Origin of the sequence: Microcoleus sp. BROC3, assembly GCF_036702515.1 — a bacterium.
Taxonomy (GTDB): Bacteria; Cyanobacteriota; Cyanobacteriia; order Cyanobacteriales; family Microcoleaceae; genus Microcoleus.
Window position 1 is genome coordinate 101429 of record NZ_JAUBTQ010000009.1, and the last position, 24409, is coordinate 125837.

At 47.0% G+C, this 24409-nt stretch carries 18 protein-coding genes; 9 read left to right on the forward strand and 9 right to left on the reverse strand.

Annotation, left to right across the window (positions count from 1 at the left end):
* Positions 1-28: 28 nt before the first annotated feature.
* Both QUB30_RS08150 and QUB30_RS08155 read left to right on the forward strand, forming a co-directional pair.
* Entirely contained in the window at positions 29-1801 is a 1773-nt protein-coding gene (locus tag QUB30_RS08150) for an NHLP bacteriocin system secretion protein (protein WP_333331668.1), read from the forward strand.
* A gap of 19 nt (positions 1802-1820) precedes the next feature.
* Positions 1821-4178, forward strand: a complete 2358-nt coding sequence (locus QUB30_RS08155; RefSeq protein WP_333331671.1) for an NHLP family bacteriocin export ABC transporter peptidase/permease/ATPase subunit — start codon at positions 1821-1823, stop codon at positions 4176-4178.
* Positions 4179-4640: 462 nt separating this feature from the next.
* On the opposite strand, the gene QUB30_RS08160 is transcribed toward QUB30_RS08155, so the two are convergent.
* The 5 genes from QUB30_RS08160 to QUB30_RS08180 form a co-directional block, all read right to left on the reverse strand.
* Positions 4641-6050, reverse strand: a complete 1410-nt coding sequence (locus tag QUB30_RS08160; protein WP_333331673.1) for an NCS2 family permease — start codon at positions 6048-6050, stop codon at positions 4641-4643.
* Positions 6051-6225: 175 nt separating this feature from the next.
* A complete protein-coding gene (locus QUB30_RS08165; protein ID WP_333331676.1) occupies positions 6226-6498 on the reverse strand; it encodes a hypothetical protein in 273 nt (90 codons plus the stop codon).
* Between the two features lie 582 nt (positions 6499-7080).
* Complete coding sequence (locus tag QUB30_RS08170) at positions 7081-9753, reverse strand: NHLP bacteriocin export ABC transporter permease/ATPase subunit (protein ID WP_333331679.1); 2673 nt, start codon at positions 9751-9753, stop codon at positions 7081-7083.
* 273 nt (positions 9754-10026) lie between these two features.
* Complete coding sequence (locus QUB30_RS08175; protein WP_333331682.1) at positions 10027-12189, reverse strand: ShlB/FhaC/HecB family hemolysin secretion/activation protein; 2163 nt, start codon at positions 12187-12189, stop codon at positions 10027-10029.
* A gap of 303 nt (positions 12190-12492) precedes the next feature.
* Entirely contained in the window at positions 12493-13362 is an 870-nt protein-coding gene (locus tag QUB30_RS08180) for a DUF928 domain-containing protein (RefSeq protein ID WP_333331685.1), read from the reverse strand.
* A 422-nt stretch (positions 13363-13784) separates the two neighbouring features.
* Between QUB30_RS08180 and QUB30_RS08185 the strand changes: the two genes are divergently transcribed.
* Together QUB30_RS08185 and QUB30_RS08190 are read left to right on the forward strand one after the other, a co-directional pair.
* On the forward strand, positions 13785-15476 hold the full coding sequence (locus QUB30_RS08185) for a transglutaminase domain-containing protein (RefSeq protein ID WP_333331688.1): 1692 nt from the start codon (positions 13785-13787) through the stop codon (positions 15474-15476).
* A 108-nt stretch (positions 15477-15584) separates the two neighbouring features.
* On the forward strand, positions 15585-15725 hold the full coding sequence (locus tag QUB30_RS08190) for a hypothetical protein (RefSeq protein ID WP_333331691.1): 141 nt from the start codon (positions 15585-15587) through the stop codon (positions 15723-15725).
* Positions 15726-15968: 243 nt separating this feature from the next.
* Here the strand turns inward: QUB30_RS08190 and QUB30_RS08195 are convergent, their stop codons facing one another.
* Complete coding sequence (locus QUB30_RS08195; protein WP_333331694.1) at positions 15969-16955, reverse strand: aldo/keto reductase; 987 nt, start codon at positions 16953-16955, stop codon at positions 15969-15971.
* A 144-nt stretch (positions 16956-17099) separates the two neighbouring features.
* Positions 17100-17993, reverse strand: coding sequence for an alpha/beta fold hydrolase (locus tag QUB30_RS08200; RefSeq protein WP_333331696.1), 894 nt, complete (start codon positions 17991-17993; stop codon positions 17100-17102).
* A gap of 58 nt (positions 17994-18051) precedes the next feature.
* Between QUB30_RS08200 and QUB30_RS08205 the strand changes: the two genes are divergently transcribed.
* Both QUB30_RS08205 and QUB30_RS08210 read left to right on the forward strand, forming a co-directional pair.
* Complete coding sequence (locus QUB30_RS08205; protein ID WP_333331700.1) at positions 18052-18396, forward strand: hypothetical protein; 345 nt, start codon at positions 18052-18054, stop codon at positions 18394-18396.
* A 293-nt stretch (positions 18397-18689) separates the two neighbouring features.
* Positions 18690-19178: an anti-sigma regulatory factor gene (locus QUB30_RS08210; RefSeq protein WP_333238195.1), complete on the forward strand. Its 489-nt coding sequence runs from the start codon at positions 18690-18692 to the stop codon at positions 19176-19178.
* Between the two features lie 245 nt (positions 19179-19423).
* On the opposite strand, the gene QUB30_RS08215 is transcribed toward QUB30_RS08210, so the two are convergent.
* Positions 19424-19699, reverse strand: a complete 276-nt coding sequence (locus tag QUB30_RS08215) for a DUF6439 family protein (RefSeq protein WP_333231368.1) — start codon at positions 19697-19699, stop codon at positions 19424-19426.
* A 115-nt stretch (positions 19700-19814) separates the two neighbouring features.
* Between QUB30_RS08215 and QUB30_RS08220 the strand changes: the two genes are divergently transcribed.
* The 3 genes from QUB30_RS08220 (at position 19815) to QUB30_RS08230 (ending at position 22708) form a co-directional block, all read left to right on the forward strand.
* A complete protein-coding gene (locus tag QUB30_RS08220; protein WP_333331704.1) occupies positions 19815-20180 on the forward strand; it encodes a DUF2203 domain-containing protein in 366 nt (121 codons plus the stop codon).
* A 116-nt stretch (positions 20181-20296) separates the two neighbouring features.
* Positions 20297-21688, forward strand: coding sequence for an asparagine--tRNA ligase (gene asnS, locus QUB30_RS08225; protein WP_333331707.1), 1392 nt, complete (start codon positions 20297-20299; stop codon positions 21686-21688).
* 273 nt (positions 21689-21961) lie between these two features.
* A complete protein-coding gene (locus QUB30_RS08230; protein WP_333331710.1) occupies positions 21962-22708 on the forward strand; it encodes a Uma2 family endonuclease in 747 nt (248 codons plus the stop codon).
* Between the two features lie 96 nt (positions 22709-22804).
* Here the strand turns inward: QUB30_RS08230 and QUB30_RS08235 are convergent, their stop codons facing one another.
* Entirely contained in the window at positions 22805-24286 is a 1482-nt protein-coding gene (locus QUB30_RS08235) for a pitrilysin family protein (RefSeq protein ID WP_333331713.1), read from the reverse strand.
* Between the last annotated feature and the right edge of the window lie 123 nt (positions 24287-24409).

Consider the following 24409-nt stretch of genomic DNA (forward strand, 5'->3'; position numbering starts at 1 on the left):
CACTAGCTAAGCAAACACAAAAAAATGTATGCCTCCAGGCAACAAACTCTTCCGTGAAGAAGCGCTTGAGCGCCTTTCCTCACCCGAACAACTCGACAAACTAATGCGGGTAGTCAGCCCCCAAACTTGGTTGCCTTTGGTTTCGATGGGCTGTTTAATTCTTGGGGCTGGCGTTTGGAGTGTAGTTGGGCGCATTCCTCTCACTGTTACGGGTGCTGGCGTATTGATTCGTCCCCGTCATATGGTACAATTTCAAGCGCCTAAGGAAGGCCAAATATTCAACATCAATGTTAAGCCGGGAGATAGAGTTAAGCAAGGGCAGGTACTCGCTACGATCGATCAGTCTCAACTTCAAAAACAACTAGAGTTAGAGAAAGCCAAGTTAGCCCAACTGCAACAGCAGAATCAAAGTACCTTAGCTCTGCAAAAGCAGCAGATAGCGCTACAATTGATAACGCTTCAGCAACAGCAGAAAGACTTAGAAGAAAGTTTGCGTCGGGAGTCACTCGCACCAATGCTGCGAGAAGAAACGCTCAAAGCACTAGATCAAAAACGCTTTCGTCTGGAAGAAAGTGTGCGCCGAGAGCAAGTTACGCCAGTGCTGCGCCAACAAACTCTCACCGCACTTGCACAAAAGCGTAAAAGTCTGGAAGAAAGTGTGCGTCGAGAGCAAGTTACGCCAGTGCTGCGCCAACAAACTCTCGCAGCACTGGCAGAAAAACGCAAAAGTCTTCTGCAGCGAAAGCAACAAATTAGCGCGTTGCTAAAAACTTTGCAACAGCGGGTAGAAACTCGTCGTGGTTTGTTTGAAGAAAAAATCGTCAGTCAGGATGTGCTGTTGCAGTCGGAACAGGAATTGTTGAACGCGCAGACGCAAGTGTCGGATATCGACACGCAACTTAAGGAACTTGATGTTCAGAAAACCAATACCGAACGGGAATATCTCCAAAATCTCAATAAAGTTGATGAGATCAAGAATGCTCTTAAAGAAATTGATGTTCAAGTTATCAATACAGAACGGGAATACCAGCAAAACTTAAATAGAATTGACGAATTCCAAACCAACTTACAAGAAATCCAAGTCCAAAAAACTAATGCCGAGCGCGAATACCTACAAGCTCAAAATAGAATTGACGAATTCCAAACCAAAATCAAGGAAATCGAAGCCCAAAAAGGCCAACTGGTTCAACAAGACGTAGAAAAGTCCATTGACAAAACCAATCAAACCCAAGTAATAAAAGACAAAATTTCTCAACTAGAAGTGCAATTGGCTCAGTCAAGTCAAGTTATCAGCAAACATAATGGGTATGTTTTAGAAACCAGCGTTATTCCGGGTCAAATTGTGGGCGCTGGCACCCGTCTGGGAATAATTGAAGCAGAAGATTCTAATGTCAAACTGGAAAGTCTTGTTTATTTGGCGGATAAAGATGGTAAACAAATTAAACAAGGTATGAATGTACAAGTTACGCCCAGCGTTGTCAAGCGCGAGCGCTACGGTGGTATTGTTGGGGTAGTAACGAAGGTTTCTCCTTTTCCGGTGACAACTCAGGAAATTGCTGCAATTGTTGGCAATGAAGAGTTAGCGAAAAGTCTGGCCGGTCAGAATGGTGCCAGAGTGCAAGTTTTTGTTCAATTGCAAGAAGATGCAACTACAAAGAGTGGTTATAATTGGTCTTCTTCCAAGGGGCCTGAGTTAAAACTTTCATCAGGTACTACTACATTAGTTCGGGTCAAAGTAGGAGAAGTGGCTCCGATTTCTTATATTATTCCTATGTTTCGCTCTTGGACTGGTGTGTATTGAAATTTAACAAAAGACAGCGATGATTTCGAGTATTCTGCGCCGGCTTCTACCCCGTCGCGTTCGCACTCCCACGCTTTTGCAAATGGAGGTTGTAGAATGCGGCGCTGCTGCTTTGGGCATTATTCTAGGATATTACTCGCGCATTGTCCCGCTAGCGGAACTGCGGCGGGAGTGCGGCGTGTCGCGAGATGGTTCTAGTGCTTTTTATCTCGTCAAAGCAGCGCGGAACTATGGTTTAAATGCCAAAGGGTTTAAGGCGCAGTTGGAAAAACTCAAAACCATTCCCTCACCCTACATTGTATTTTGGAATTTTAACCACTTTGTGGTAGTAGAGGGGTTCGGGAAAAAGTGCGTTTATCTCAATGACCCCGCTACGGGACGGCGAACGGTTTCCCTCGAAGAGTTCGATCGCGCTTACACAGGGGTTATCCTGGTAATGGAACCTGGCCCTTCTTTTCAACAGGGCGGTAAAAAAAGAAACACTCTCGCTGCTTTAGTGTCGCGGTTGCGGCACTCTTGGGGTACCATCTTATTCTGCCTGTTCGCGGGGTTTTTGCTCACCGTTCCTCGCTTGGCGGTGTCTGCTTTTTCCCAAGTGTTCGTGGATGAAATTTTGGTTTCCGAACGCCTTGATTGGATACAGCCTTTGGTGCTGGGAATGGTTCTCACGGCGGTACTCAGGGGTATTCTCGCTTCCCTGCGACTTACCTATTTGCGGAATCTGATGTTAAAGCTGTCGGTAACGATGTCGGGGCAGTTTGTCTGGCACATTTTGCGTTTGCCAGTTGGGTTTTACGCACAGCGGTTTGCGGGTGAAATTAGCAGTCGCGTGTCGCTGAATGACAAGGTTGCGGGGATACTTTCGGGTACTTTGGGTAAAACTATCATCGACACGGTGATGATGGTGTTTTACTTTTTAATTATGCTGCAGTACGATCGCCTGCTGACAGGAATAGCCCTTGTTTTTGCCTCGATTAATTTCTTCGCCCTACAGTTGATGTTGCGGACGCGGGTGGATGCGAATCTCAAGCTGGCGCAGGAGTATGGTAAGGTGAACGGAGTGGCGATCGCAGGCATTCAAACGATCGAAACACTAAAAGCTTCTGGTCTGGAGTCGGATTCGTTTGCCAAGTTCGCCGGGTACTATGCCAAAGCGCTGAACGCACAGCAGGATTTAGGTTTACAATCTCAAGTTTTGACAATCTTACCCACGCTGCTGTCGTCGCTGATGACAGCTTCTATATTAATAGTCGGCGGCTTGAAAGTGATGGACGGGACGCTGAGTGTGGGGATGCTGGTTGCTTACCAGAGTTTAATGGCTGGTTTTTTGGGGCCGATCGACAGTTTAATTAATTTTGGCAGTTTGTTGCAAGATTTGGAAGCGGATTTGAACCGCCTCGATGATGTATTGCAAAATCCGGTTGATGCAGAAGTGGAGAGGGGGGGAGAAGGGGAAAAGGAAAAAAAGGGAACAACTTTTTCTCTTCACCAATCATCTCGTTTCCGGTTGCATCGGAATCGTAAAATCGAGTCAACAGTTAACACTCAACCATTCAGTTTTTCGACCCCTCCTTCTACAGTCAACAGTCAACAGTCAACAGTCAACAATCACCTGACGGTGCAACCGGAATTGATATCACCAATCACCTTTGGCTTACAAGGTTATGTGGAGTTGCAGAATATCACTTTTGGTTACAGTCGGGTGGAAAAGCCCTTGATTGAAAATTTTAGCTTGAGTTTGAAGCCCGGTCAACGAGTGGCCGTTGTGGGGACTAGCGGTTCTGGTAAGTCTACCATTGCTAAGCTAATTTGCGGTCTTTACCAACCTTGGTCGGGAGAGATTTTGTTTGATGGTACACCCAGAAAACAGATTTCGCGTTCAGTTTTAACTTCTGCTTTGGCAATGGTGGAACAGGATATCTTTCTGTTTGGTGGAACTGTGCGGGAAAATCTCACTTTGTGGGATTCGACTGTAGCGCCAGCGGATTTGGTAAAGGCTTGTCAGGATGCAGCGATTCACGAAACGATTCTATCATTGCCGGGAGGATACGAGGCGAAGCTGATTGAAGGGGGAATGAATTTGAGTGGGGGACAGCGCCAGCGATTGGAAATTGCCCGCGCCATGGTGAGAAATCCGGCGGTGTTGGTGTTGGATGAGGCAACCAGTTCCCTGGATGCTCAAACTGAGTTGATTATAGACCGAAATTTGCGACGGCGCGGTTGTTCTTGTGTTGTGATTGCCCACCGACTCAGTACGATTCGGGATTGCGATGAAATTATTGTACTGGAGCAGGGTTTGGTTGTACAGCGGGGAACTCACGAGCAGTTGTGGGCCCAAGGGGGAAGTTATGTGCGTTTGCTTAGCAGCGAAGGATGATTTTTAGAAGCCCGATTTTTTAGAGAAGTCGGGCTTCTAGGGATAGAGTCTTAAGTGTAGATAACGGTAAATTGCCGTATTTGTCAATGATAAAAATACGTATTTCGCTTAAATAATATCAATTCATGTTGCACTCCTTATGATTGTTGACAGTCCGTCGAAAAACTGAATGATTGTTGAGTGTTGACTGTTGACTCGATTTTTTGGGTTTGCTGAATACAGGTATGGATTCCAGATTTCCCAATTGCTATAAGCCCGCTTGAGGGTGAGTTTTGTAACATCAAGCGAAAAGTTGATTCATACCGTGAATCAGCAACGCCAAACAATTTTCCACCGATCGCAACCCAAACCTTTTCGGGGTCATCTAGCAGTAGTCGTTCATTTTCTTTGAGGCGGTACAGGACTTCCATATATCTATTAGTGGTGTGCTGAGAGGAGCATTATTGATGTTAGCACCACCATTTAACTCCTTAGTACGAAGTGAAACACAGAGATAGCTGCTAAAAAATATGCAGTTTTATTCACTTTATGAGCCAGTCCTTGAGAAATTTTAATCAAAGGGTAAATAATGAAACCAATTGCCAATGCCTCTGCAATAGAGTAAGTAAGGGGCATAGTGAGAAGAATTAGGAATGCAGCAATTGCTTCTGCTGGATCTTTCCAATTAATGTTTTGCACGCTACTCATCATCAAAAAACCCACCATAATCAATGCAGGTGCTGTAGCGAAAGCAGGCACTGCTGCAAATAAGGGAGTAAATAATACAGAAAGCAGAAACAGGGCTGCTACTATCACAGATGTGAAACCACTCCGTCCTCCCTCAGATATGCCGGAGGCAGATTCCACATAGGTCGCGCATGGAGAAGTGCCCATCAATGCCCCAAAGGTTGTGCCTAAAGCACTCGCCAACAAAGATTTAGTAGCGCGAGGCAATTCACCATTTTCGTTGATGTAACCAGCCTGTTGTCCTAAACCAGTAAGTGCGCCAATGGTGTCGAAAGAAGTTACAAATAAAAAGGTAAGTGTGACAGACACAAAGTTCCAGATTTGCTTGGGTGTAAGGTAATTCAAACCTGTAAATGCTTGATCGATCAAGTCTTGCGGCCATTCAGGTAGGGCAATAATTTTTTCAGGAGAGGGAGCAATGCCTAGTATCCAACCTAACAGCGCTGTAGCGAAAATACCCCATAATATCGCTCCTTTAACATGACGTGCTACCAAAGTAGCGGTCAGCAATAAACCAAAAGCGGAGAGTAAAGTAGCTGGTTGCCTGAAGGAGCCAATAGTTGTTAAGGTCGCTTTACTAGCAACAATAATACCTGCTCCGAGAGTGGGAGGTTCAGGAACACCAGAAAGACCAATATAGGCGATGAACAAACCAATACCCGCTACCGTGGCGTGTTTGAGGGAAGCTGGAATCGCTTTAATAATTTGGACATGGATATTGCATAGAATCAACGAAGTGAAAATTAAGCTTTCGATGAGGACGGATGTTAGCGCCAACCGCCAGTTCATCTGCAAGTCCAACACAACTGAGAAAGCAAAAAAAGCATTTAGACCCATTGCGGGAGCGAGGGCAAAGGGGTAATTAGCTAATAGTCCCATGAGGACGGTTGCGATCGCCGAGGAAATGGCAGTGGTAGTCAGAAGCTGATTGAACAAATCACCAGGCTGATTGATAAATATAGCATTTGATAAGATTCTGGGATTCACAACCAAAATGTAAGCCATAGTCATAAACGTCGTGACACCTGCTAGAACCTCTGTTCGGTAAGTAGTGGCTAATTGTTCAAACCTAAAGAATTGAGGAACTGAAGTAGTTAAAATATATTTTGGCGTAAATAATTTCATAAAGTTCTTGGCAATATTCAATTTTTCGATTATTAGGACTTACAAATTGACATAGTGCAAAATATGCGTACTTATACAAAGCAAAAAAAATAAGGACTGGAGTTAAAAGCTAACTCCAGTCCTTTTTGGTAGTTCAGAGAGTGCTAAGTATTATAATTGCGGAATGAAGTAATGATATTCACACCCTCTAAATTACTTAGCCTGTAATACCTGTTACTGTTGCGTTTACGCCCTGTAAAGCTCCCTCTGCAAAACCAGCTACATTATCGCTTATTAAAGTCCCCAAGCCAGCAACAGTATTTCCTAGGAATACGACCGTAGATGATGTTGGTTGACTGTCGTTGCCAGGTCCTGTGGCGATACCACCAACATTACTAAGAAGACTGCCACCTACCACTGCCATTAAATCTGCATCATCCAATTCTTCAATGAGGTTAGATTGGATACCAGCGATTTCAATGTTAGACATAAATTCTCCTTCAAATTTTGTTGTGTTTGTTTTGATTGCGATAAAGCATCATTTACAATTACTAATTTTGCATCATTACATCCTGCGTGAAATTTACCCATAGATATAAAAAAGTATCAATTTAAACAGTAATATTTATGTCTTTTGGCATAAATAGAGAACTCTTATTGCCGTGGTACGGGGATTTTAGCCGGGTAATCTGGTATGTCGATTGTGGCGATCGCATGATTCGAGGAACCTCCTTCGCATTTTGATACTTGGCACTCGCTGAGTGTCAGGAAACCAGGTTGCGCGATCGCTCAAAATTTTTCACCCCAAAGAGGGTTGACCAGCTAGCAACTTACTTCCTTAGGAATGAGAATTAAATAACTTCCACTCTTGAAAGTGGGATGGGCGTCCCGCCCGTCCAAAAAAGACGGGCGGGACGCCCATCCCACAATAACAGTTAAAATTGTAAGTTATTTAATTCGCGATCCTTAGCAAGACTTGCTAGCTGGTTTTGGTTTAGGTTGACGACTTACCCAACTGACAGAGAAACAATAAAGTTGCGATCGCATAATAAACTTCTGCCTTCTGCCTTCTTCACTCCATTTGTCTCGCCACCAATTGTGCAAACAAACCCTCTTGCTGCACCAACTCCTCAAACGTCCCCACCTGCACCACCCGCCCCGCTTCAACAACATAAATCCGATCCGCATGGCGAATTGTACTCAATCGGTGGGCAATTACAATCCTCGTCGCCTTCAACTTATCCAAACTTTCAACCACAATCCCTTGCGTGCGGTTATCCAACGAACTCGTCGCCTCATCCATCACAATAATTTTCGGCTGATTCACCAACGCCCTCGCAATCAACAACCGCTGCTTTTGCCCTCCCGAAAGATTAGTTCCCCCCTCACTAATCACCGTGTGCATCTTCATCGGCATTTGCTCGATATCTTCAGCAAAACCCGCCATCCGCGCCGCTTCCCAAGCTGTTTCGTGCGACACCAACGCCCCAGCCGCGATATTCTCAAAAATCGAACCACTACCAATGCGACCGTTTTGCAGCACCACCCCCAACTGCCTTCGCACCGCCACCAAATCTAACTCCGCCAAATCTTTGCCATCGTAACAAACCCTTCCCGAATTCGGCGTTTCAAATCCCAACAACAACCGGACTATCGTTGACTTCCCACTTCCCGACGGCCCGACGATCGCCACAAATTCACCGGCTTGGGCACGCAGAGTGATATCATCAAGTACAGGCAATCCCTCATCCCGATAGCGAAAAGTCACCCCCTCCAAAGCCACCCCACTCTGCAACTGACCCGGATTTACTCTATGAAGTTCGTACTCCGGTTTCGTTTGCAAAATCGGCTTTGCCCGTTCCCACAGCGGCACAATTCCCAAAATATCAGTCACGGTACTGCTAATACTGCTTACAGCGCCGCTAAAAATCCCCAACGCCGAATTAAAAGCCAAAAACGTACCCGTCGTCAACCCGCTACCGTCATTAGCTTGCGCCATCTGAATCGACAGTACGCCAAACCAATACAAAACTGCCGAACTCACCAAGGACAGCGACTCGTTAAACACGCCCATTCTATCTTGAAGGCGTTGCAAACCAGCTTCCAACTTCATGCGATCGCCGTACTTTTGGGCCCAAGCTGCAAACGCCCTGTCTTCCGCCTGCGCCACCCGCAGCTTAGCCACCCCATTAATGAGTTGTACCACCAACCCGCTAATCTCGCCATCCAATTCTTGCAGCCGTCGCAAATTGCGGATTACCAAAAAATTAACCACAGACGTGACTGCGGTTGTCAGCAAAGCTATCCCCACCCCCACAAACGCCAGTTGCCAACTGTAAACAAACATCAGCACCAAATTCAGCAAACCGAACACTCCACTCATCAAAGTGCGTAGCGTTCCCCCCGACAGTATCTTACGAATTCGGTTCACCGACAAGGTGCGGTTGAGCAAGTCGCCGGAAGCATATTCCCGAAAAAAAGCCGGACTCAATCCCAGGAGTTTATCCCATATTGCCATTTGCAACGAACTATCAACGCTGTTCTCCACTCGCAGCGCCATAATCCCTTGAGACATCCCAAACGCTGACCTTCCCAAACCCAGCGCCAACAATGCCAGCGCTAATTGCCATAATAAATTGCGATCGGCATCTGGAATCGCACTATCCACCAAAATTCCCGTCGCCTGCGGCACCACCATCCCCAGCAGGGTACCAATAATTCCCACCACCACAATGCTGGCGATTTCTTTTTCATACCCTTTGAAGCCAAACTGTAACAAGGGCAATACATTATTAATAACACTAGGTAACGGTCGGTAAAACTGGTAAGCTTGCGGTGCCAAAGTCGCCGCCACCGTCTCATTCACCTTCGTCCGAGTTTGAGTTACTCCATCGAACAAAACGTAACCGTTACCAACAACTAACAAAGCCACCGGATGCCCTGCTATTGTGTAAGCTAAAGCAGGGCCGTATTCTCTTCGCCACCAGCCATCCTCCAACACCACCATCCGAATCCGAAATTGGGAGGAACGCGCTACAGCCTCCACCGAATCTTTTACAGATTTGATTTCTTCCAACTGCGTCGGAGGACTAATCGTTATTCCCATCGCTTTTGCCACTGCACCCGCCGCAATTAACAAAGGAATTCCTTGCTGGAAGGATACCGTTTCTTGCTGCGGTTTTACCACACCCGCTAATTTAGAAAGGGCAGAATTGACTGCGATTAGATTCAGTTCTTCTCTTTCTTTAAGTTGTCGAAAAGCCGCCTCTGTTTTGTGCAACTCCTGCCCGTTCAAATAATTGAATAAATCGGTATGTAAATCGGCTAAAATGTTTGGCAGTGAAGCAGCACTCCCGGAATTTATCAAGGATAATTCCTGCGAAGCGAACGCCGCTGTGTATTCCGGGCTGAATGTCTTCTTTAAACGGTTTACCCAACCATTCATTAACCCAATTGCATTTTCTTCACCAACTGTTACCTGCGCAACCAAATCTGCTGTGTTAATTTGGTATAGTTCTGTGGGTTCGATCGCCACCGCCAAAAGCCCCCATTCTTCCCGCAGCGCGGCACCAAATAAAGCTTCGCCCGCACCCACATCGAACAAATATTGGCGATCGCCACTAACCAAACTATCCTTGACTTTAGTGGCAAACAATGCTATTAGACCAGTTTTGATAATCCAGATCTTTTGTCGATCGTCCAGCAACAGCGGTTCATTTCCTTTGAGGCAGTAAAGGATATCCATTCGAGAAAAATTTACATTTTTACATTATATAGCGATCGTAGTAGTATCAAAAAAGATAAGTCGGCAGTAATAGAGTGTAAAAAAATGGGTTGCATAATGGTGCTATGAATTGAGGTCAAACTTTCAAATTCTAGGATGTCCCCATTCCTCAACGATCGATCGCGCTATTGAGCAGCGCCATATTTTCTTCCTTTCCCACTCCCCCACTCTTCCCATATCCCCTCTGCCATAACAGACAATTTATATGGGTAGCAAAGCAGCAACTCGCTCATTTTAGGGTGTATAAATTATGTTGAAGTAAATGCCGTTATCTTGCAGATTGTCGCCCTTATCGCTAATCCTCACCAAAGGAAAAGCGTAATCTACGCGCAGGTTCACCCGCTGTATCGGTTCCCAGATTACGCCCAAACCCACACCTGCTAAAAATGTTTGATTGGTTAATTTATTAGGATTGTTCGCAACGTTCCATACAGTACCCGCATCCAAAAAAGGAGCTAATTGTAGTTTGGGATTTCCCGAAGCATCGCGCTGCAAAGTAATCCGATCTTCGAGGGAAACTCTGAAGCCGTTATCGCCAGAACGGACATTTTGGCGGTAGCCGCGCAAAGATTGTCCGCCGCCAATTACAAATTGCTGGGAAGGTAACAAACTATTAGCTGACAACTGCAAGTCTGCCTGCAAAATTAATAAATGTTTGTCATTCAATCGCTGTACTCGCTGCACTTGACCCAGCCAGCTAAAAAATTGTCCGTCGGGATCGGAACCTTCGTATTGAGTAGCATCAAACAAGCTAGTGCCGATCGTAAATTGGGATCGCACGGCCCAAGCGCCCTGCGGGTCGCGCCGAATGTAGTCCTGTCCCAGCTTAATTGCGCTCGTGGTGCTGACACCCTTGGACTCCTCGCGGATGCCAAAAGAAGTGGGGTCGCCAGCGAGAAAAGTTCTGCCTGTCTGATAAGTAAAACCCGCAGACAAGGCAAATTCTTCGATCGGCGTTCTCCGCAGCGGCTGGCGGTAACTAACTTCAAATAAATGCGATTTTCCCGAAATGTCAAAACTGTCAAAAGGTTCTTGTACGATACTGTTGCGGTTCGGTGCCGCCCTCAATTGCAAAGTACCGTTCATCGCATTTAGTGGCAGGCGATAGCTGAAATCGAACACGTCTGAATCGCCGAGCGATCGGTAATAAGCCGCTGCCAGTTCGTCACCATTTCCCGTTATATTGCGGTGCCGCAAACTAACTCCCAATCTTTCGGAACCGACACTGGGAGGCGAGTAATTGTCAATGCTGAAACTAGGTTGAAACGGATTAGCTTCCGAGACTCGGACGATCAGAATGCTCTCGCCTTCATTCTCCCCAGCCCGCAGACTGGCTTCTACATTGTCAAATAAAGGATCGACTCGCAGCAGCCGGAGTTGGTCTTCTAATGAAGCTGTGCTTAAAGGCATTCCCGCCCCGAGTCGAATCCGGCTGCGGATGTAACTTGGATGCAATCTTTTAGTTCCTTCTACCTCAATTCGGGCTAGCTTGCCTTCGATAACTTGAATTTGGACTACCCCTGCGGTGATAGTTTGGGGCGGCAAGACTGCTCTCGAAGTGATGTAGCCACGATTGAGATAAATTTCGGTAATTTTGTCGGCGATTTGTTTGAGCTGTTCTAGGGTGGTAGAACGGCCTTCTAACGGGCTGACTAAGGTATTAATTTCGTCTTGGCTTAAAATCGTGCTACCAACAACTTGAATTTTCTGCACCTCAATTGCTGTATTCGGCAGGGTTGGGGGTACTGGCGACGGGGGGCTAGGCGCTACTGTTGGCGGTACTTGGGGAGGTTCTGGCGAAGGCTGCGGGGCCGGTTGCAGAAAGCGATCGCGATTTGGATCTGGCTGAGTCGGCGGCGACGGTAACAGCGGATCTGGTACTCGATTGCGGTTTAAGTCGGGCGGGAGGTTTCCCGGTGGCGTCTGCGGGTTCTGGGCTAAAACAGGATTGCAATCTAGCTGGTTGTGACATTGGGGATCGCTGTCAACCAGATTTTTTGGTTCGGGCAAGATGCCTGCACCACAAGCAGTTTCATCGATTGTGGAACAGGCATCTTGCGTGTTCTGGGCCGGGTTCGATTGTGTTTCTGGTTGAGGGTTGGCCTCGATCCAATCGGGCAGTTGATTTAAATTTGTGGCAGTTTCATTTTGCTTGATTTCCAGTTTTTGCAGTGCTAATACTTCGTTGCCCGGATCTGCTGAGTTGTCAGCGGCGGCTGGCAACTGAGAAATATCGGAAGTTTGGGATATAGCTTTATTTGCATAAAAGCAAGCGATCGGGAGCCCAGTCAGAAGTGAAATCGCCAACCGAAATATTGCAATATTTGCACTCGGGCGCATAATTAATATTTTGTCTAAAATAAGTTGGTATGCTGCTTGACTCTGCCAGTTTATCATTTAGTATTGAGCGCAATTTAACAATAAAAATTTCCCCAGTCGGGCTTTCAAGAGGCAAGCGAGGCGGAACTGCTTACGAGCACAAAAATTTTAATTTATTGAGGACGATCGACCAAAAAACCCGGAACAGACAAAAATCATCTGTAGCGCTGTCAAATACCGCAATCGAAACCGGGTTTTTGATACTTGCTCCAGAAGTCATACCATTTTAGATTTTAGATTTTAGATTTGGCAATGACTTATGGCGATCGGGGTTTGGGGTACGGGGCTACGGTTGCATTCTTTTTTGAAACTGGTGTCGAATTATTTTTTGGTTATGGGTGTTAACTCACTGGTGACTAAGGGTTGTTGGGCGATGTTGCCCAGTTCGACTGAGTTCAACACTTCTAACCACTTGAGCGCTAAACTGGCATCGCTGGGAGACTCCATACGCAATTGAGCTAGAGTTGCCAGGTACTCGTACCAGAGACCTTGTTGGGCGAATATGCTGAGTTTGGCGCGGCTGTCGGGCGATCGATCCAACTCTATTTTCACGGTTGGGGCGAGTGCAGTGCGGTTGATCCACCCAGAAACGAGAACATCATCTGTTGTATTTTTTGGGTTGCATTTGATAGTAAAGTACCATTGATAGTTTTTGCCCACTTCCAGGGCTGGCGAGTTGCCGTCGGAGCCGAGGCTGACGCTAACGATACCTGCACGGCTAGTTACCATCCGAAAACTTTTTTTGTATAGTGTTTTGTCCCTTTCGTCTGCTAACTCAAACTGAACTGTTTTGTCGAGGGCTACGGGAAGGTAGTAAAAAAATGTCGGTGTTGCTGATATGGTTTGCCCCATAGTTGATTGGGGAATCAAGGCAGTTAAAGCAGTTGTGGCCGTGGGGCATTCTAAGCCGCGGGTTCCTCCCCCTTCCCGCCTTCCAGGTACTCCGTCCTCCGGCGGTTGAAAGTTATTCCATGCCGCTCTCAATTGCTGGCTGTTCGGTCTGTTTCCGCTTGGTTCAGGGGGTTGAACTGTTTGCCAGTTGAGAGGTAGCTGCGGTCGTGAGGGGCGCTGGACGCTGTTTGCGGGGCTGTTGAGAGCCTCTGCTGGTATTAAGAAACTACCGGCGGCAACTGCCTCTAAAGACAGAATTAAGGAAAAGGCACCGATGTTTAGAGCAGACTTCCAAGCCATGACCAACCTGCCTTCTGATGAACCTAAAAACTTTGTCGCACGATTTTATTCTACCCAAGGTTTTGGGGAATCCAGCAATCTGTTGTACTTAATTTATATCTTTAGGCAGATACGATTAGTTTTGCCGTTCCGATCGACATGGACTTCGCGGTCGCGTTTTTCAGTGGTAGCTTAGTGGTTATACTTACTTGCATTCAGGGCAGCAGGTTAGGTTGAGCTTGTTAAACCCAACTTTGACCCAGACAAATATTCCGGGTTTTGTAGGTCTGACAAGAGGCTACAACGAGTCTTTTCTTAAAAGTACCCGGTTGATGCGTCAGCCCTGGATATCAGGAACCTCGGCAATTTTGCTTGTGAACCTCAAGCGCTCGGCTACAAGTTACATATCAGGTTTTCTGTACAATAGCGGCAAGAAATTTAGCATGAATCTCGATTCACCTGTTCTCTCTGACAAACAACCTTCGAGGCTGCAGATGGTAAGACCCATCGGAGTCTTGGCACTGCACGGCATTGCTTTTTTAGGAAATAGATTGTTCGCTGTCGATCGCGCCGAAGGGCTGCTATTGGAGATCGATCGAGAAAGTGACAACACTACTGTTTTGAATCCTTATCAAACGGCTAAGTTTGCCGGCGCAACGGGGCTGGCTATTTCGGAAGATACTCTCTGGTTTGCGCGGGATGAGGATATTTGTTGCTGTCGGGGCGCAATTCGGGACGGGGCGATAACTGAACTCAAGCCGGAACATTTTGTTTCGCTTTCTTATCCTGCTGACGGGATTGCTGTGTGGAAATCTACGCTTTATGTGACTTGCCAGAGATTAAACTCGATTCTGGTTTTTGACCTGAAAACTGGTCGCGAAATTACTCGGTTTTACGCTCCGGGTATTGGGGTGGAAAATATCACAGTCCGGGATGAGGAAATTTGGGTTTGCGATAAGACTGAGCAAACTGTTTACTGTTTGGAACGGGGAACTGGGGAGATTAAATTTAGCGTTTTGACTCCCTTTGAATCGCCTTCTGGTTTGGCTTTTCACAAGGATTCCGAAACCGGGGAGGAGGTTCTGTACGTGGCTTATGCCGGGGATGAACTTTACATCCGGGACGATCCGAATTCAGAAGATCCTTTTCAGTTGACGAAGCGCGATCGCACTTTTATTCAGCCTTTGTCTTTTCACTACAATGAAGCCGAGCGCTACGCTCTGTCAAACGGTTTTTTGATGGAAATGTCTTATGTGGAGGAACTGTCTCCTCTCGATGAGGTAGAAATCGAAAATTTGGAGTGGCGGATTGCTTTGCCTTCGGAAACTCACCGGCAAAAGGTAAGGAAAGTTACCCCGATCGGAATGCCTTTTACTGAGGAAATTCAGGAAGGGGAACGGGTGGCGGTGTTTAAGTTCGATCGGCTGCACCCTGGGGAACGCCGAATTTTTGGCTGGAAGGCATTGTTAGAAGTTCGATCGATTAAGTATCAGTTGTCGCCTCGGGATGTCGAAAAGATCCCCAAGCTGTCGCCGGAGTTTGCAGCTAAGTATTTGGTGGACAATGATAATTTGGCGATGGATACGGAGATTGTGCGATCGGCTGCTGTGGCGGCTATTGGCTCAGAAACTAATATTCTGAGGCAGTTACTGAGCATTCGCAATTTTGTTTACGACCAACTTTCTTACGGGATTAGGCCTCACATTGACACTCCCGATCTTGTATTACGCCGGGGCATCGGTTCTTGCGGCGAGTACGTGGGCTTGTTGTTAGCTTTGGCAAGGTTGAACCGGATAGCTTGCCGCACGATCGGGCGCTACAAGTGTCCGGCTTTTGCTGACAGAAAAGGTGTGTCGCTGGAGCCAGATTTCAATCACGTTTGGCTGGAATTTTACATTCCGGGTTTTGGCTGGGTGCCGATGGAATCTAATCCTGATGATATTCAAGACAGAGGCCCTTATCCTTTGCGATTTTTTATGGGTTTGGCTTGGTATCACGTAGAAATTGGCAAGGGAATTCGGTTCCAAAGTCTCACGAGCGGCGGTCTTCCTTTAAACAAGGAGGATGTTTCCGTGGGGACTCTGGCAATTAATCATGTGAGGTTTACAATTTTGGAAGATTTGCCAGCAGTTTGAATCGAGTGTTAACAATTAACAGTTAGCAGTCAACATTCAACTGTTAATTGTTAACATTTTTCATCTAAAATCGAAAGTAGAAAATGTAAAATCAGAGGAAGAGGGGTTGTGGAATTTTCGATTGCTAATGTTCTCGTTTTAGTCGCCTTTGTACTGCTGCTGACGGTGACTGGCGGGGTCGCTTATTTGACTTCTGTTGAGTGGCGCGATCGCAGGCGGTTAGATAAGGCTAAACGGAAAAAAAAGTAGCGGTTTGCTGTTGACAAATCGCATTTTTTATGATATATAACAAGGCGACCTGGTTGGCTCGCCTTGTTTTGTGATTTGAAATATTTTCACCGCAGATGATATCAAGTTCAGTAAAAATAACCGTTATAATTTTGTAGTGAGGACTTGAGTCTTCATACAAAACTATGACTCACGGGCGTCCCGCGCCATAATAAACACAACACAATAAACACAGATGAAAAAGGGGATTTTGGATTGGGAAGTTTAAGTCCACTGTCGGAAAAATGTATTTTCTTGCCAAGCGGCGGCGGTGCGTTTTTCAAGTGCTGCCATTTCTGTTGTGTTCAGCGGTTTGAATGCTTGGGCGACTTTGAAGTTTTCTTCTAATTGCTTTACTGACTCGGCGGCGATGACGCAGCAGTGCACGCCGGGAAGTGAAAGCGTGTAGCCCATTGCTTGGTGCATTCCATCTAAAACACCGTTCTGAAATAATTTGCCGTAAGCGGGTATTTTCATGGCTATGACGCCGATGTTTTTTGCTTTGGCAACTGGTAAAGCGCTGGTAACAAAGGAGCGCGGGTGATGTTTTTCGGCGGCGTTGAGGGAGATTAATGTTGTGTCGAAAGGATAGCGCTGCAAGCCGGCGGCAATGATGGCTGGTTCGTGGTGTCCGGTGATGCCGGAAAAACGAATTATTTTTTGCTGTTTGGCTTCTTCGATCGCCTTTATTGCTCCTTTGGCACTGAAAATGTGGTCTAATTCGGCTTGGAACGAGACGTGGTGGAGTTGCCACAAGTCTAGCCGATCGGTTTTCAATCTTTTGAGCGATCGCTCTAAGTCTCTCCACGCGCCGTCTCTGTCTCTGGCGGCGGTTTTTGTGGCTAAGAATAGGCGCGATCGATAGGGTGGCAAAACTTTGCCTAAGTTTTCTTCGCTGGGCCCGTAGTCGGCTGCCGTGTCAAAATAACCAATGCCTAGTTCGATCGCGCGTTCAATTTGCGCCGCTGCTTCTGCTTCTCTTCCCGGCTGCGAAAGCGGTGTTTGTCCGGCCCCACCCAAACCGAAAATCGGCACTTTCACGCCGGTTTTGCCTAACACTCGTTCTGGCATTTTTACTGTGGCGGCAGCCTGGTTATTGGGTGCGGCTGGGATTTCCCGATCCTGCTGTTCGATCGCCTTAGCACCTGCAATAGCGCTGGCAACAGCTATACTGCTCAATATAAAATTGCGGCGAGTTTTTTTGCGGGTCATTGTTTCCGTCTCCTCAGAATATGTGAGTAGAATTTAACCGCGTTTGTGTTGGCACAATAAATAGATTTTTACTGCAAATCGGATAAATTTCCCCCTCTCCGAGGGAGGAGATGGCAGGGGAAAAATTATCTATGTGCCGATCGACTATTGGTCAATTATCCATGCGCGAATCAGTTCGTTTATCTGTTCTGGTACTTCGTCGTGGGGACAGTGACCGGCTTTGATAAAGTGTTCTGTTAACTGCGGATAGTGTTTGCGAAATTTAGCGCTTCTTTCTGCGGAATTCATCCACGGATCGCCTTCTCCCCACAGCATTAGCAACGGGCAGTTTAATTGACTAAGTAATACGTCAATTTTTTCGCCTTGGGGTGTTCGGAATACGGAGGCGAATACTTTGGGGGCACCGGGATCGCAGGAGGGAAGGTAAATTTCTTCTACTAATTGATCTGTGACGGCGCTTTGGTCGAGATAAACTTTTTCTAGGGTTTTCCGAATTGTCGATCGCTGGCGCACGTACTGGAACAGCAGAAAACTTGCCCAATCTTGCTGAAATAAAGTTTTAGCTACTACAGATATGGCTTTTTGCAAGGGCGGGGCTTCGGGTGCCGGCTGCGGTTCGCTGAAGGGGCCGGCGCTGTTGATTAATATGAGTCCGGCGGCTGATTGGGGGCGCTGGGCGGCTACACACAAGGCGGCGTAGCCTCCGAGGGAGTTGCCGGCTAGTACGGCGGGCCGACCGATGATGTTGGTGATAAAGTCGTGGAGTTGATCGCGCCAGAGGTCGCCGCTGTACTGCAATTCGGGTTTTGCCGATCGCCCGAATCCCAAAAGGTCGATCGCCCACACTTCAAAGTCTTTGCTCAGGCCGCTGATATTTTTGCGCCAGTGGTCTGTGGAAGCGCCAAAACCGTGAATTAACAGCAGGGGAGGGCGTTCTGGATGCCGATCGCTGGATCTAACGTAGTATACTGAATGCCCCTGCCACTGCCAGTAAGTGCCGGCTATGGGGGCTGTGGTGATGGCTGGGGTTGTTTGCATGATGTAAAGAAATAATTATTTACTTTAACTATTGTATCGCGACGTTCAGATTTATAAAGTGTCGCAAACGCGCCTGGGTTCGGCTAGCAAAGGATTCGTCAATTTGGGCGAGTTGGGTTCTCGCGGGCGATCTCACTCAGACGCAATAAGTTTTGTAACGAATATTGATTTTGTGAGGGTCGCGCCAATGGGAGATATTTTGCCCGATCGCATTTGGGAAATATATCGGCTTTTGGCTGCAACACACCTAGGTATGATAATTTTGCTGTGTGGCGGCAACAGCAAGTTCTGGGCGATGGCGCTTGCCCAGGGGCTGCGAGGGTCGAACCTGATTGGCGAGGGTCAAGGGATCGACTTTTTTATAGTTATTTCCGAGCTTTTCAAGGTGGGGATCGTTTGGTAGGGAGTTGTTGACGGCTTGGGGGAGGCAGCGGGCCGTTTGGTTGCGAGTTGGCAAAAGCCGACATCAAAAATTTCGCTGCTGGGAGAACTTATAAGTAAAATTACTGATGGTTCTCTGCAGAAGTTTCTCAGAATCGCAGAATATTTTGTGACGTGGTTTGCTGTTCTTAATTGCTTGGATACTCTAAGATAGAAGTAGAGCTGCGCCGCTCAATTAATTAGCATTTTGAATACTAGGGAGCCAACTATGCAGGGTGTGAACTTTATCCACCTGAAAGTTAGGGAGTTTTCTGAGTGATTGCTATTTCAGCCCGTCCGGTCGGACGCAATTGGATTACGATTAGCTTCGCTTCTACCCTATACCTTTGTCCTATTTTGGATCTGCTCCTAGCAGAGCTTCCGGATCGCTGGCAAGCGGAATTGCGGTTGGGGCTTCAAGAAGCTTTGGTAAATGCTGCTAAGCATGGAAACAAGTTAGACCCCGCTAAAACTGTTGGAGTCCGTTTTTCGATCGTCCAAAACCAATATTGGTGGGTGATATCGGATGAAGGTTCTGGCTTTAATGCCCCTTGCAGTTGCAACCTTTATACCGATGATTGCGACAGTCTCTTAGCAGAGGATGTTGCAGATGACTCTGCACTCCCCCATGTTGAACAAGAATGTGGTAGGGGTTTGTTTATTCTTTACCAAATATTCGATCGCGTAGAGTGGAATTCTGAAGGTACAGAGTTACGGCTGTGCAAAGAAATTCCCAGTCGCTCGCGGCTGCCTCGCTTGCGCTAGCACCGATATTTGGCAGCAGTTTTCACCTCAGCTAGACCTGCAAATTTTTTCGTTTCCGGGCCCAAGCTTGGACTGAGAATTTGAAAGACCTGGCTATTGATAGCCGATCGTAATGCAAAATGTGAGTTTTGAGTTCAAAAATTATAAATCTTTTGATCTGACAATCGCGCTGCTCGATCGAGCGGCGCGATTGTCTAAATTTTGAGCGACTAATCAAGTCCAAACTCAAGACTCAACACTCAAAATTATTTGCCGTGAGTGGGACAGGGAGGAGCCGATATCGATCGATCCAGCCATCCTGCTGCTTGTTGTAAGCGCGGGAGAGCTTCTTCTGGCTGTTTTTTGAGCAAAAAAACCAGAGCGGCCGCGGCTTGCTCGCAGGCTCGCGCGGAACGGTTGGCTTTGAGGCGGTGCCAATCTTTTTCGTGGATGGCGAGGCGCGCGGCTAGAGCCTGGGCTAGTTCTACCGTGCTAAGCTCGTTGAGGTTGACAGTTTGGGTTGTTTGTGTAGTTTCAAGCATAATTGGCAATTATACGGATTTGGCTGCCGTTTCTGAATTTAAAAAATATACTGCATATAATAACAACTTAATTGGAAATCGGTTTTTTTTATTATTGTCAGGTTTGCAGATCGAAATGCCTCAACAGCCGTCAGAGTTAAATCCGGAAGAGCAAGAAAGTGAGTTTGTTCAAGCGATCGCAGCAGTTGAGCGATCGCTCGCAGCACTCAAAGAACGGTACACTCAAATTCAGGTCGATCGACAGCGCCAAGTAGAACTCGGTCATCGGCGCGAAGAAATCCGCCAGTCCAAGCGCCAAAATCCATTGCCGGAACTCAAAAAAGAATTGCGGGAAATTGAGCAAGAATTGGAAACTATCGAGTTGAATTTAGAAAGCAGCCTGTTTTCTTGGGGAAGCATCAAACAACCTTTTTGGCAAGCAGTTCGCTTTGGGGGACTCGGTATTTTGATCGGTTGGATTTTGAAATCCTATGCAGGTTGAACTATGTTGGGATTTTTGATTTTTTTATTTACCGCAGAGGGCGCAGAGGGCGCAGAGGAAGAGAAAAGAGAGAAAGATGGTGCAAAATAAATATTAAATAAACAGGAGTGGATATTATGACAAATCAACGAATAGCAGCAATTTTGCGTTCAGGTGAACCCGACGAAACTGTAACTGTTCAAGGCTGGGTTCGTACTAAGCGCGAATTGAAAGAATTTGCCTTTGTCGAAGTCAACGATGGTTCGGCCATGGCTAACTTGCAAGTAGTCATAAATTCCGATTTGCCAGACTTTGAAAATGTACTGAAACAACTGAATACAGGTGCATCTTTAGAAGTGTCGGGAGTGCTGGTAGCATCTCCAGCAAAAGGACAGCGAATAGAGTTGAAAGCCTCACAAGTACAAGTTTACGGGGATGCAGACCCGCAAACTTATCCGCTGCAAAAAAAGCGGCATTCCTTTGAGTTTTTGCGGACAATAGCGCATTTGCGGCCGCGCACAAACACCCACGGTGCTGTCTTTCGAGTCCGCAATGCTTGTTCGGCGGCGGTACACCAATTTTTTCAAGAACGCGGTTTTTTGTGGGTTCACACTCCGATTATTGCTGCTAGCGACTGCGAAGGTGCGGGGGAAATGTTCGCCGTTACCAACTTTGATTTAAAGAATGTGCCGCGCACTGATTCGCAAGAGGTTGATTATGCTAAAGACTTTTTTGGAAAGCGCGCCTATTTAACAGTTAGCGGCCAGTTGGAAGCGGAAGTTATGGCGATGGCTTTCGGAAATGTTTACACTTTTGGCCCGACTTTCCGAGCGGAAAATTCTAATACTTCGCGACATTTGGCTGAGTTTTGGATGATTGAACCGGAAATGGCTTTCTGCGATTTGCAGGGAGACATGGATTTGGCTGAGGCGTTTTTAAAGTATATTTTTAAATACGTTTTGGAGCAGTGCCCGGAAGATATGGAGTTTTTCAACGAGCGCATTGACAAAACGGTTTTGGCTACTGCTGACAACATCATTAACAATCAGTTTGAGCGGATTACTTACACGGAGGCGATCGCACTTTTGGAAAAAGCAGACAAAAAGTTTGATTTTCCGGTAAGTTGGGGTTTGGATTTGCAGTCGGAACACGAGCGCTATTTGGCGGAGGACTTGTTTAAGAAGCCGACAATTGTCAGCGATTACCCCGTCGGGATTAAAGCATTTTATATGCGTTTAAATGATGACGAGAAAACGGTGCGAGCAATGGATGTTTTGGCTCCTAATATTGGGGAAATTATCGGCGGTTCGCAGCGGGAAGAAAGGCTGGATGTGTTGGAGCGGCGCATGGAAGCCCAGGGTATGAATAAGGAGGAATTGTGGTGGTATTTGGATTTGCGCCGCTACGGTACTGTGCCTCACGCTGGCTTTGGTTTGGGATTTGAACGGTTGGTGCAGTTTATGACGGGAATGGGGAATATTCGGGATGTGATTCCGTTTCCGAGAGCGCCTTTGAGTATTGATTTTTAGCGGTAAACTGTGGGGAAACGGCCATGCCCATTGGTGTCAACTTAACATCAAACGTAGTTACAGACTGCTGTTTACCGCTGAGACCAGATCCCCCCTAGCCCCCCTTAAGAAGGGGGGGACAAGAATCTTCTCAAAGTCCCCCTTCTTAAGGGGGATTTAGGGGGATCTGGTCTCGGATAAAAGCGAGATTTATCAACGGTTTTAGGCTTGAGCTGACACCAATGGTAATGCTGTTTCCCATCTCAAATCTAAAACCTAAAATGGTATGAGCTAATGGTTCTTCAAATCCCATCGAGTTCCAAAGCACCAACTGTCACCTGGGAAGCCTTACCAGCCGACTTTGTATTACCGGACGATCCCGTGGAAAATATTCAACAACCACCCCTTGCGGCTGCTCTCACCGATGCTCTGGGAGCCGCTGGACTTATTGGGCCGATCGCCCTAATCGGTTCCAATTTTGGACTGGTAGCGACAGTAAATAAGCAGACTGTAGTCAAAGCACCGGATTGGTTTTACGTGCCGCAAGTGCATCGAGTCGCTGAGGGCACGATTCGCCGCAGCTACACGCCGAATCTGGAGGGTGTGCGGGTATCCGTGGTGATGGAGTTTTTGTCTAATGAAGATTACGGCGAACTGTCGGTGCGATCGACTCCTCCCTACGGCAAGCTCTACTTCTACGAACAGATTCTGCAAGTGCCCACCTACGTCACCTACGACCCCTACGAGCCCAAGCTGGAAGTGCGGTATCTGCAAAATGGGGGCTATGCAGCGCAGACCGCTGATACTGAGGGACGGGTGCGGATTCCAGAGTTAGATTTATGGCTGGGGATTTGGCCGGGGGAACGGCTGGGCCAAACTATGAATTGGCTGCGCTGGTGGGATGAGGGTGGAAATTTGCTGCTGTGGAGCTCGGAACAGGCCCAACAGGAACGGCTGCGGGCCCAACAGGAACGTCAGCGGGCGGATTTATTGGCGGCAAAGTTGCGCGAGTTGGGTGTCGATCCCGATCGGCTGGCATGAAAAGGCGGGATGTCTGTAACACAACAAGAGAGGAATAAAGTCATTATTGGGAACCTTAAAATGGTTTGTAGTAATGACTTTACTCCTTATTACGGATTAAGTTGCCGAAGGAATGGTGATATCAACAGATTGCACTTTGACCGAAGTTCCCAAACTCGATAACGGCGGTTGAATTGCCGCAGTATTTCCCACTACTAATGTTACCAGATTCTCCGGTTTCAAGTAAGTTTTGGCTACGCGCTGCACGTCGGCAACTGTTGCTGCTTCGATGCTGCGGCGGTAGCGAAAAATGAAATCTTCGGGATAACCGTAGTATTCGTAGCGCATTAAGCGCGACAAAGTTTGACTGGGATTTTCAAATTTGAAGATGAAAGAATTTAGGGTGGAATCTTTAGCAAAAGCTAATTCTTCCGGGGTAATTGGTTCGGTGCGGATACGATCGATCTCGGCGCGAATTGCCTGGATAAACGGTACTGTGGCGTCCGATCGCGTTTGGCCTCCTGCGACAAACACCCCCGGATAGTCATATCTCGGACTCCAAGCCGCGTATACTGAATAAGCTAAGCCTTGGCGCGATCGCACATTGTTAAACAAACGGCCACCGAAACCGTTGAGAACCCCATTCATCACGTCCAAAGCACCGTAATCTGGACTGCTGAGCATTCCGCCCAAATGTCCCATTTGCACGTAACTTTGACTTAGTTGTGGCTGATTTACCAAAAATATGCCGCCGGCCTTTGCTGGCGATACGGTTGGTAGCGCAGGCACTTCTGCACTTTGATTCGGTTGCCAGTTGCCGAATTTTTGCTCGACGAGCGATCGCATTTTAGAAGTGTCAAAGTCGCCAGAAATACCCAAAATCATGTTTTTGGGGTGGAAATATTTCTGGTAGAAACTCACCAAATCGTCGCGGGAAATATTCGCGAGGGTTTTGTATTCTACCGTGCGCGCGTAAGGACTGCGATCGCCGTAAATTAACTTTTCAAACTCGCGGCCGGTAATGTCGTCAGGATCGTCATTGCGGCGGGCGATCGCACCTTGAGTTTGGTTCTTCGCTAAATCTAACTTTTCCTGAGCAAATATTGGCTCCCGAATCACTTCCGCAAATAAGTCAAACACGGGTTCCACATCTTCAGCTAAAGCACTAAAATTAGCGCTGCCTGAACTAACATCAATCCCCGTTTCTACTGAAGCTGCTCGCTGTTCTAGCAACTGATTTAATTCATCAGCCGTATGCCGACTCGTGCCGCCAGTTCGCATCACTTCTCCCGTCAAACCTCCCAATCCGATTTTATCGGCAGGTTCAAAACGCTCGCCCGTGCGAAATAGCGCCGTTCCCCCAACTAACGGGAGTTCCCGGTCTTCCATAAGATACACCCGGATGCCATTTTTCAGATCGAAGCGAGTGTATTTAGGCAGTTTAATTTCTGACAGCGGGGGAAATGTTAATTCGTCGTAGTGTTTGGGTGCCGCCGCAAAGGAAGGTAACAAATTAAACGTGCCAAGTGAAACAGTAAAAAAGCAAAGCGACAGCAGAAATAACTTTACTTTTTTCAGTCTCAATTTAGTCCTTTTCATTCTTTCTCCAATGTTTCCTAATTTGACAATTCGAGGCAGAGCCTCGCCCATATGCGTTCCCAGGCAGAGCCTGGAAACGAGTATTTCTTCCCTCTTCCTTCTTCCCTCTTCCCTCTTCCTTCT

What these genes read in the sequence shown, in the direction of transcription:
- QUB30_RS08155 (WP_333331671.1), top strand. Translation starts at nt 1,821, where the DNA reads ATGATTTCGAGTATTCTGCGCCGGCTTCTACCCCGTCGCGTTCGCACT.
- asnS (WP_333331707.1), top strand. Translation starts at nt 20,297, where the DNA reads ATGACAAATCAACGAATAGCAGCAATTTTGCGTTCAGGTGAACCCGAC.
- QUB30_RS08150 (WP_333331668.1), top strand. Translation starts at nt 29, where the DNA reads ATGCCTCCAGGCAACAAACTCTTCCGTGAAGAAGCGCTTGAGCGCCTT.
- QUB30_RS08230 (WP_333331710.1), top strand. Translation starts at nt 21,962, where the DNA reads ATGGTTCTTCAAATCCCATCGAGTTCCAAAGCACCAACTGTCACCTGG.
- QUB30_RS08215 (WP_333231368.1), bottom strand. Translation starts at nt 19,699, where the DNA reads ATGCTTGAAACTACACAAACAACCCAAACTGTCAACCTCAACGAGCTT.
- QUB30_RS08200 (WP_333331696.1), bottom strand. Translation starts at nt 17,993, where the DNA reads ATGCAAACAACCCCAGCCATCACCACAGCCCCCATAGCCGGCACTTAC.
- QUB30_RS08170 (WP_333331679.1), bottom strand. Translation starts at nt 9,753, where the DNA reads ATGGATATCCTTTACTGCCTCAAAGGAAATGAACCGCTGTTGCTGGAC.
- QUB30_RS08195 (WP_333331694.1), bottom strand. Translation starts at nt 16,955, where the DNA reads ATGACCCGCAAAAAAACTCGCCGCAATTTTATATTGAGCAGTATAGCT.
- QUB30_RS08235 (WP_333331713.1), bottom strand. Translation starts at nt 24,286, where the DNA reads ATGAAAAGGACTAAATTGAGACTGAAAAAAGTAAAGTTATTTCTGCTG.
- QUB30_RS08165 (WP_333331676.1), bottom strand. Translation starts at nt 6,498, where the DNA reads ATGTCTAACATTGAAATCGCTGGTATCCAATCTAACCTCATTGAAGAA.
- QUB30_RS08220 (WP_333331704.1), top strand. Translation starts at nt 19,815, where the DNA reads ATGCCTCAACAGCCGTCAGAGTTAAATCCGGAAGAGCAAGAAAGTGAG.
- QUB30_RS08175 (WP_333331682.1), bottom strand. Translation starts at nt 12,189, where the DNA reads ATGATAAACTGGCAGAGTCAAGCAGCATACCAACTTATTTTAGACAAA.
- QUB30_RS08180 (WP_333331685.1), bottom strand. Translation starts at nt 13,362, where the DNA reads ATGGCTTGGAAGTCTGCTCTAAACATCGGTGCCTTTTCCTTAATTCTG.
- QUB30_RS08185 (WP_333331688.1), top strand. Translation starts at nt 13,785, where the DNA reads ATGAATCTCGATTCACCTGTTCTCTCTGACAAACAACCTTCGAGGCTG.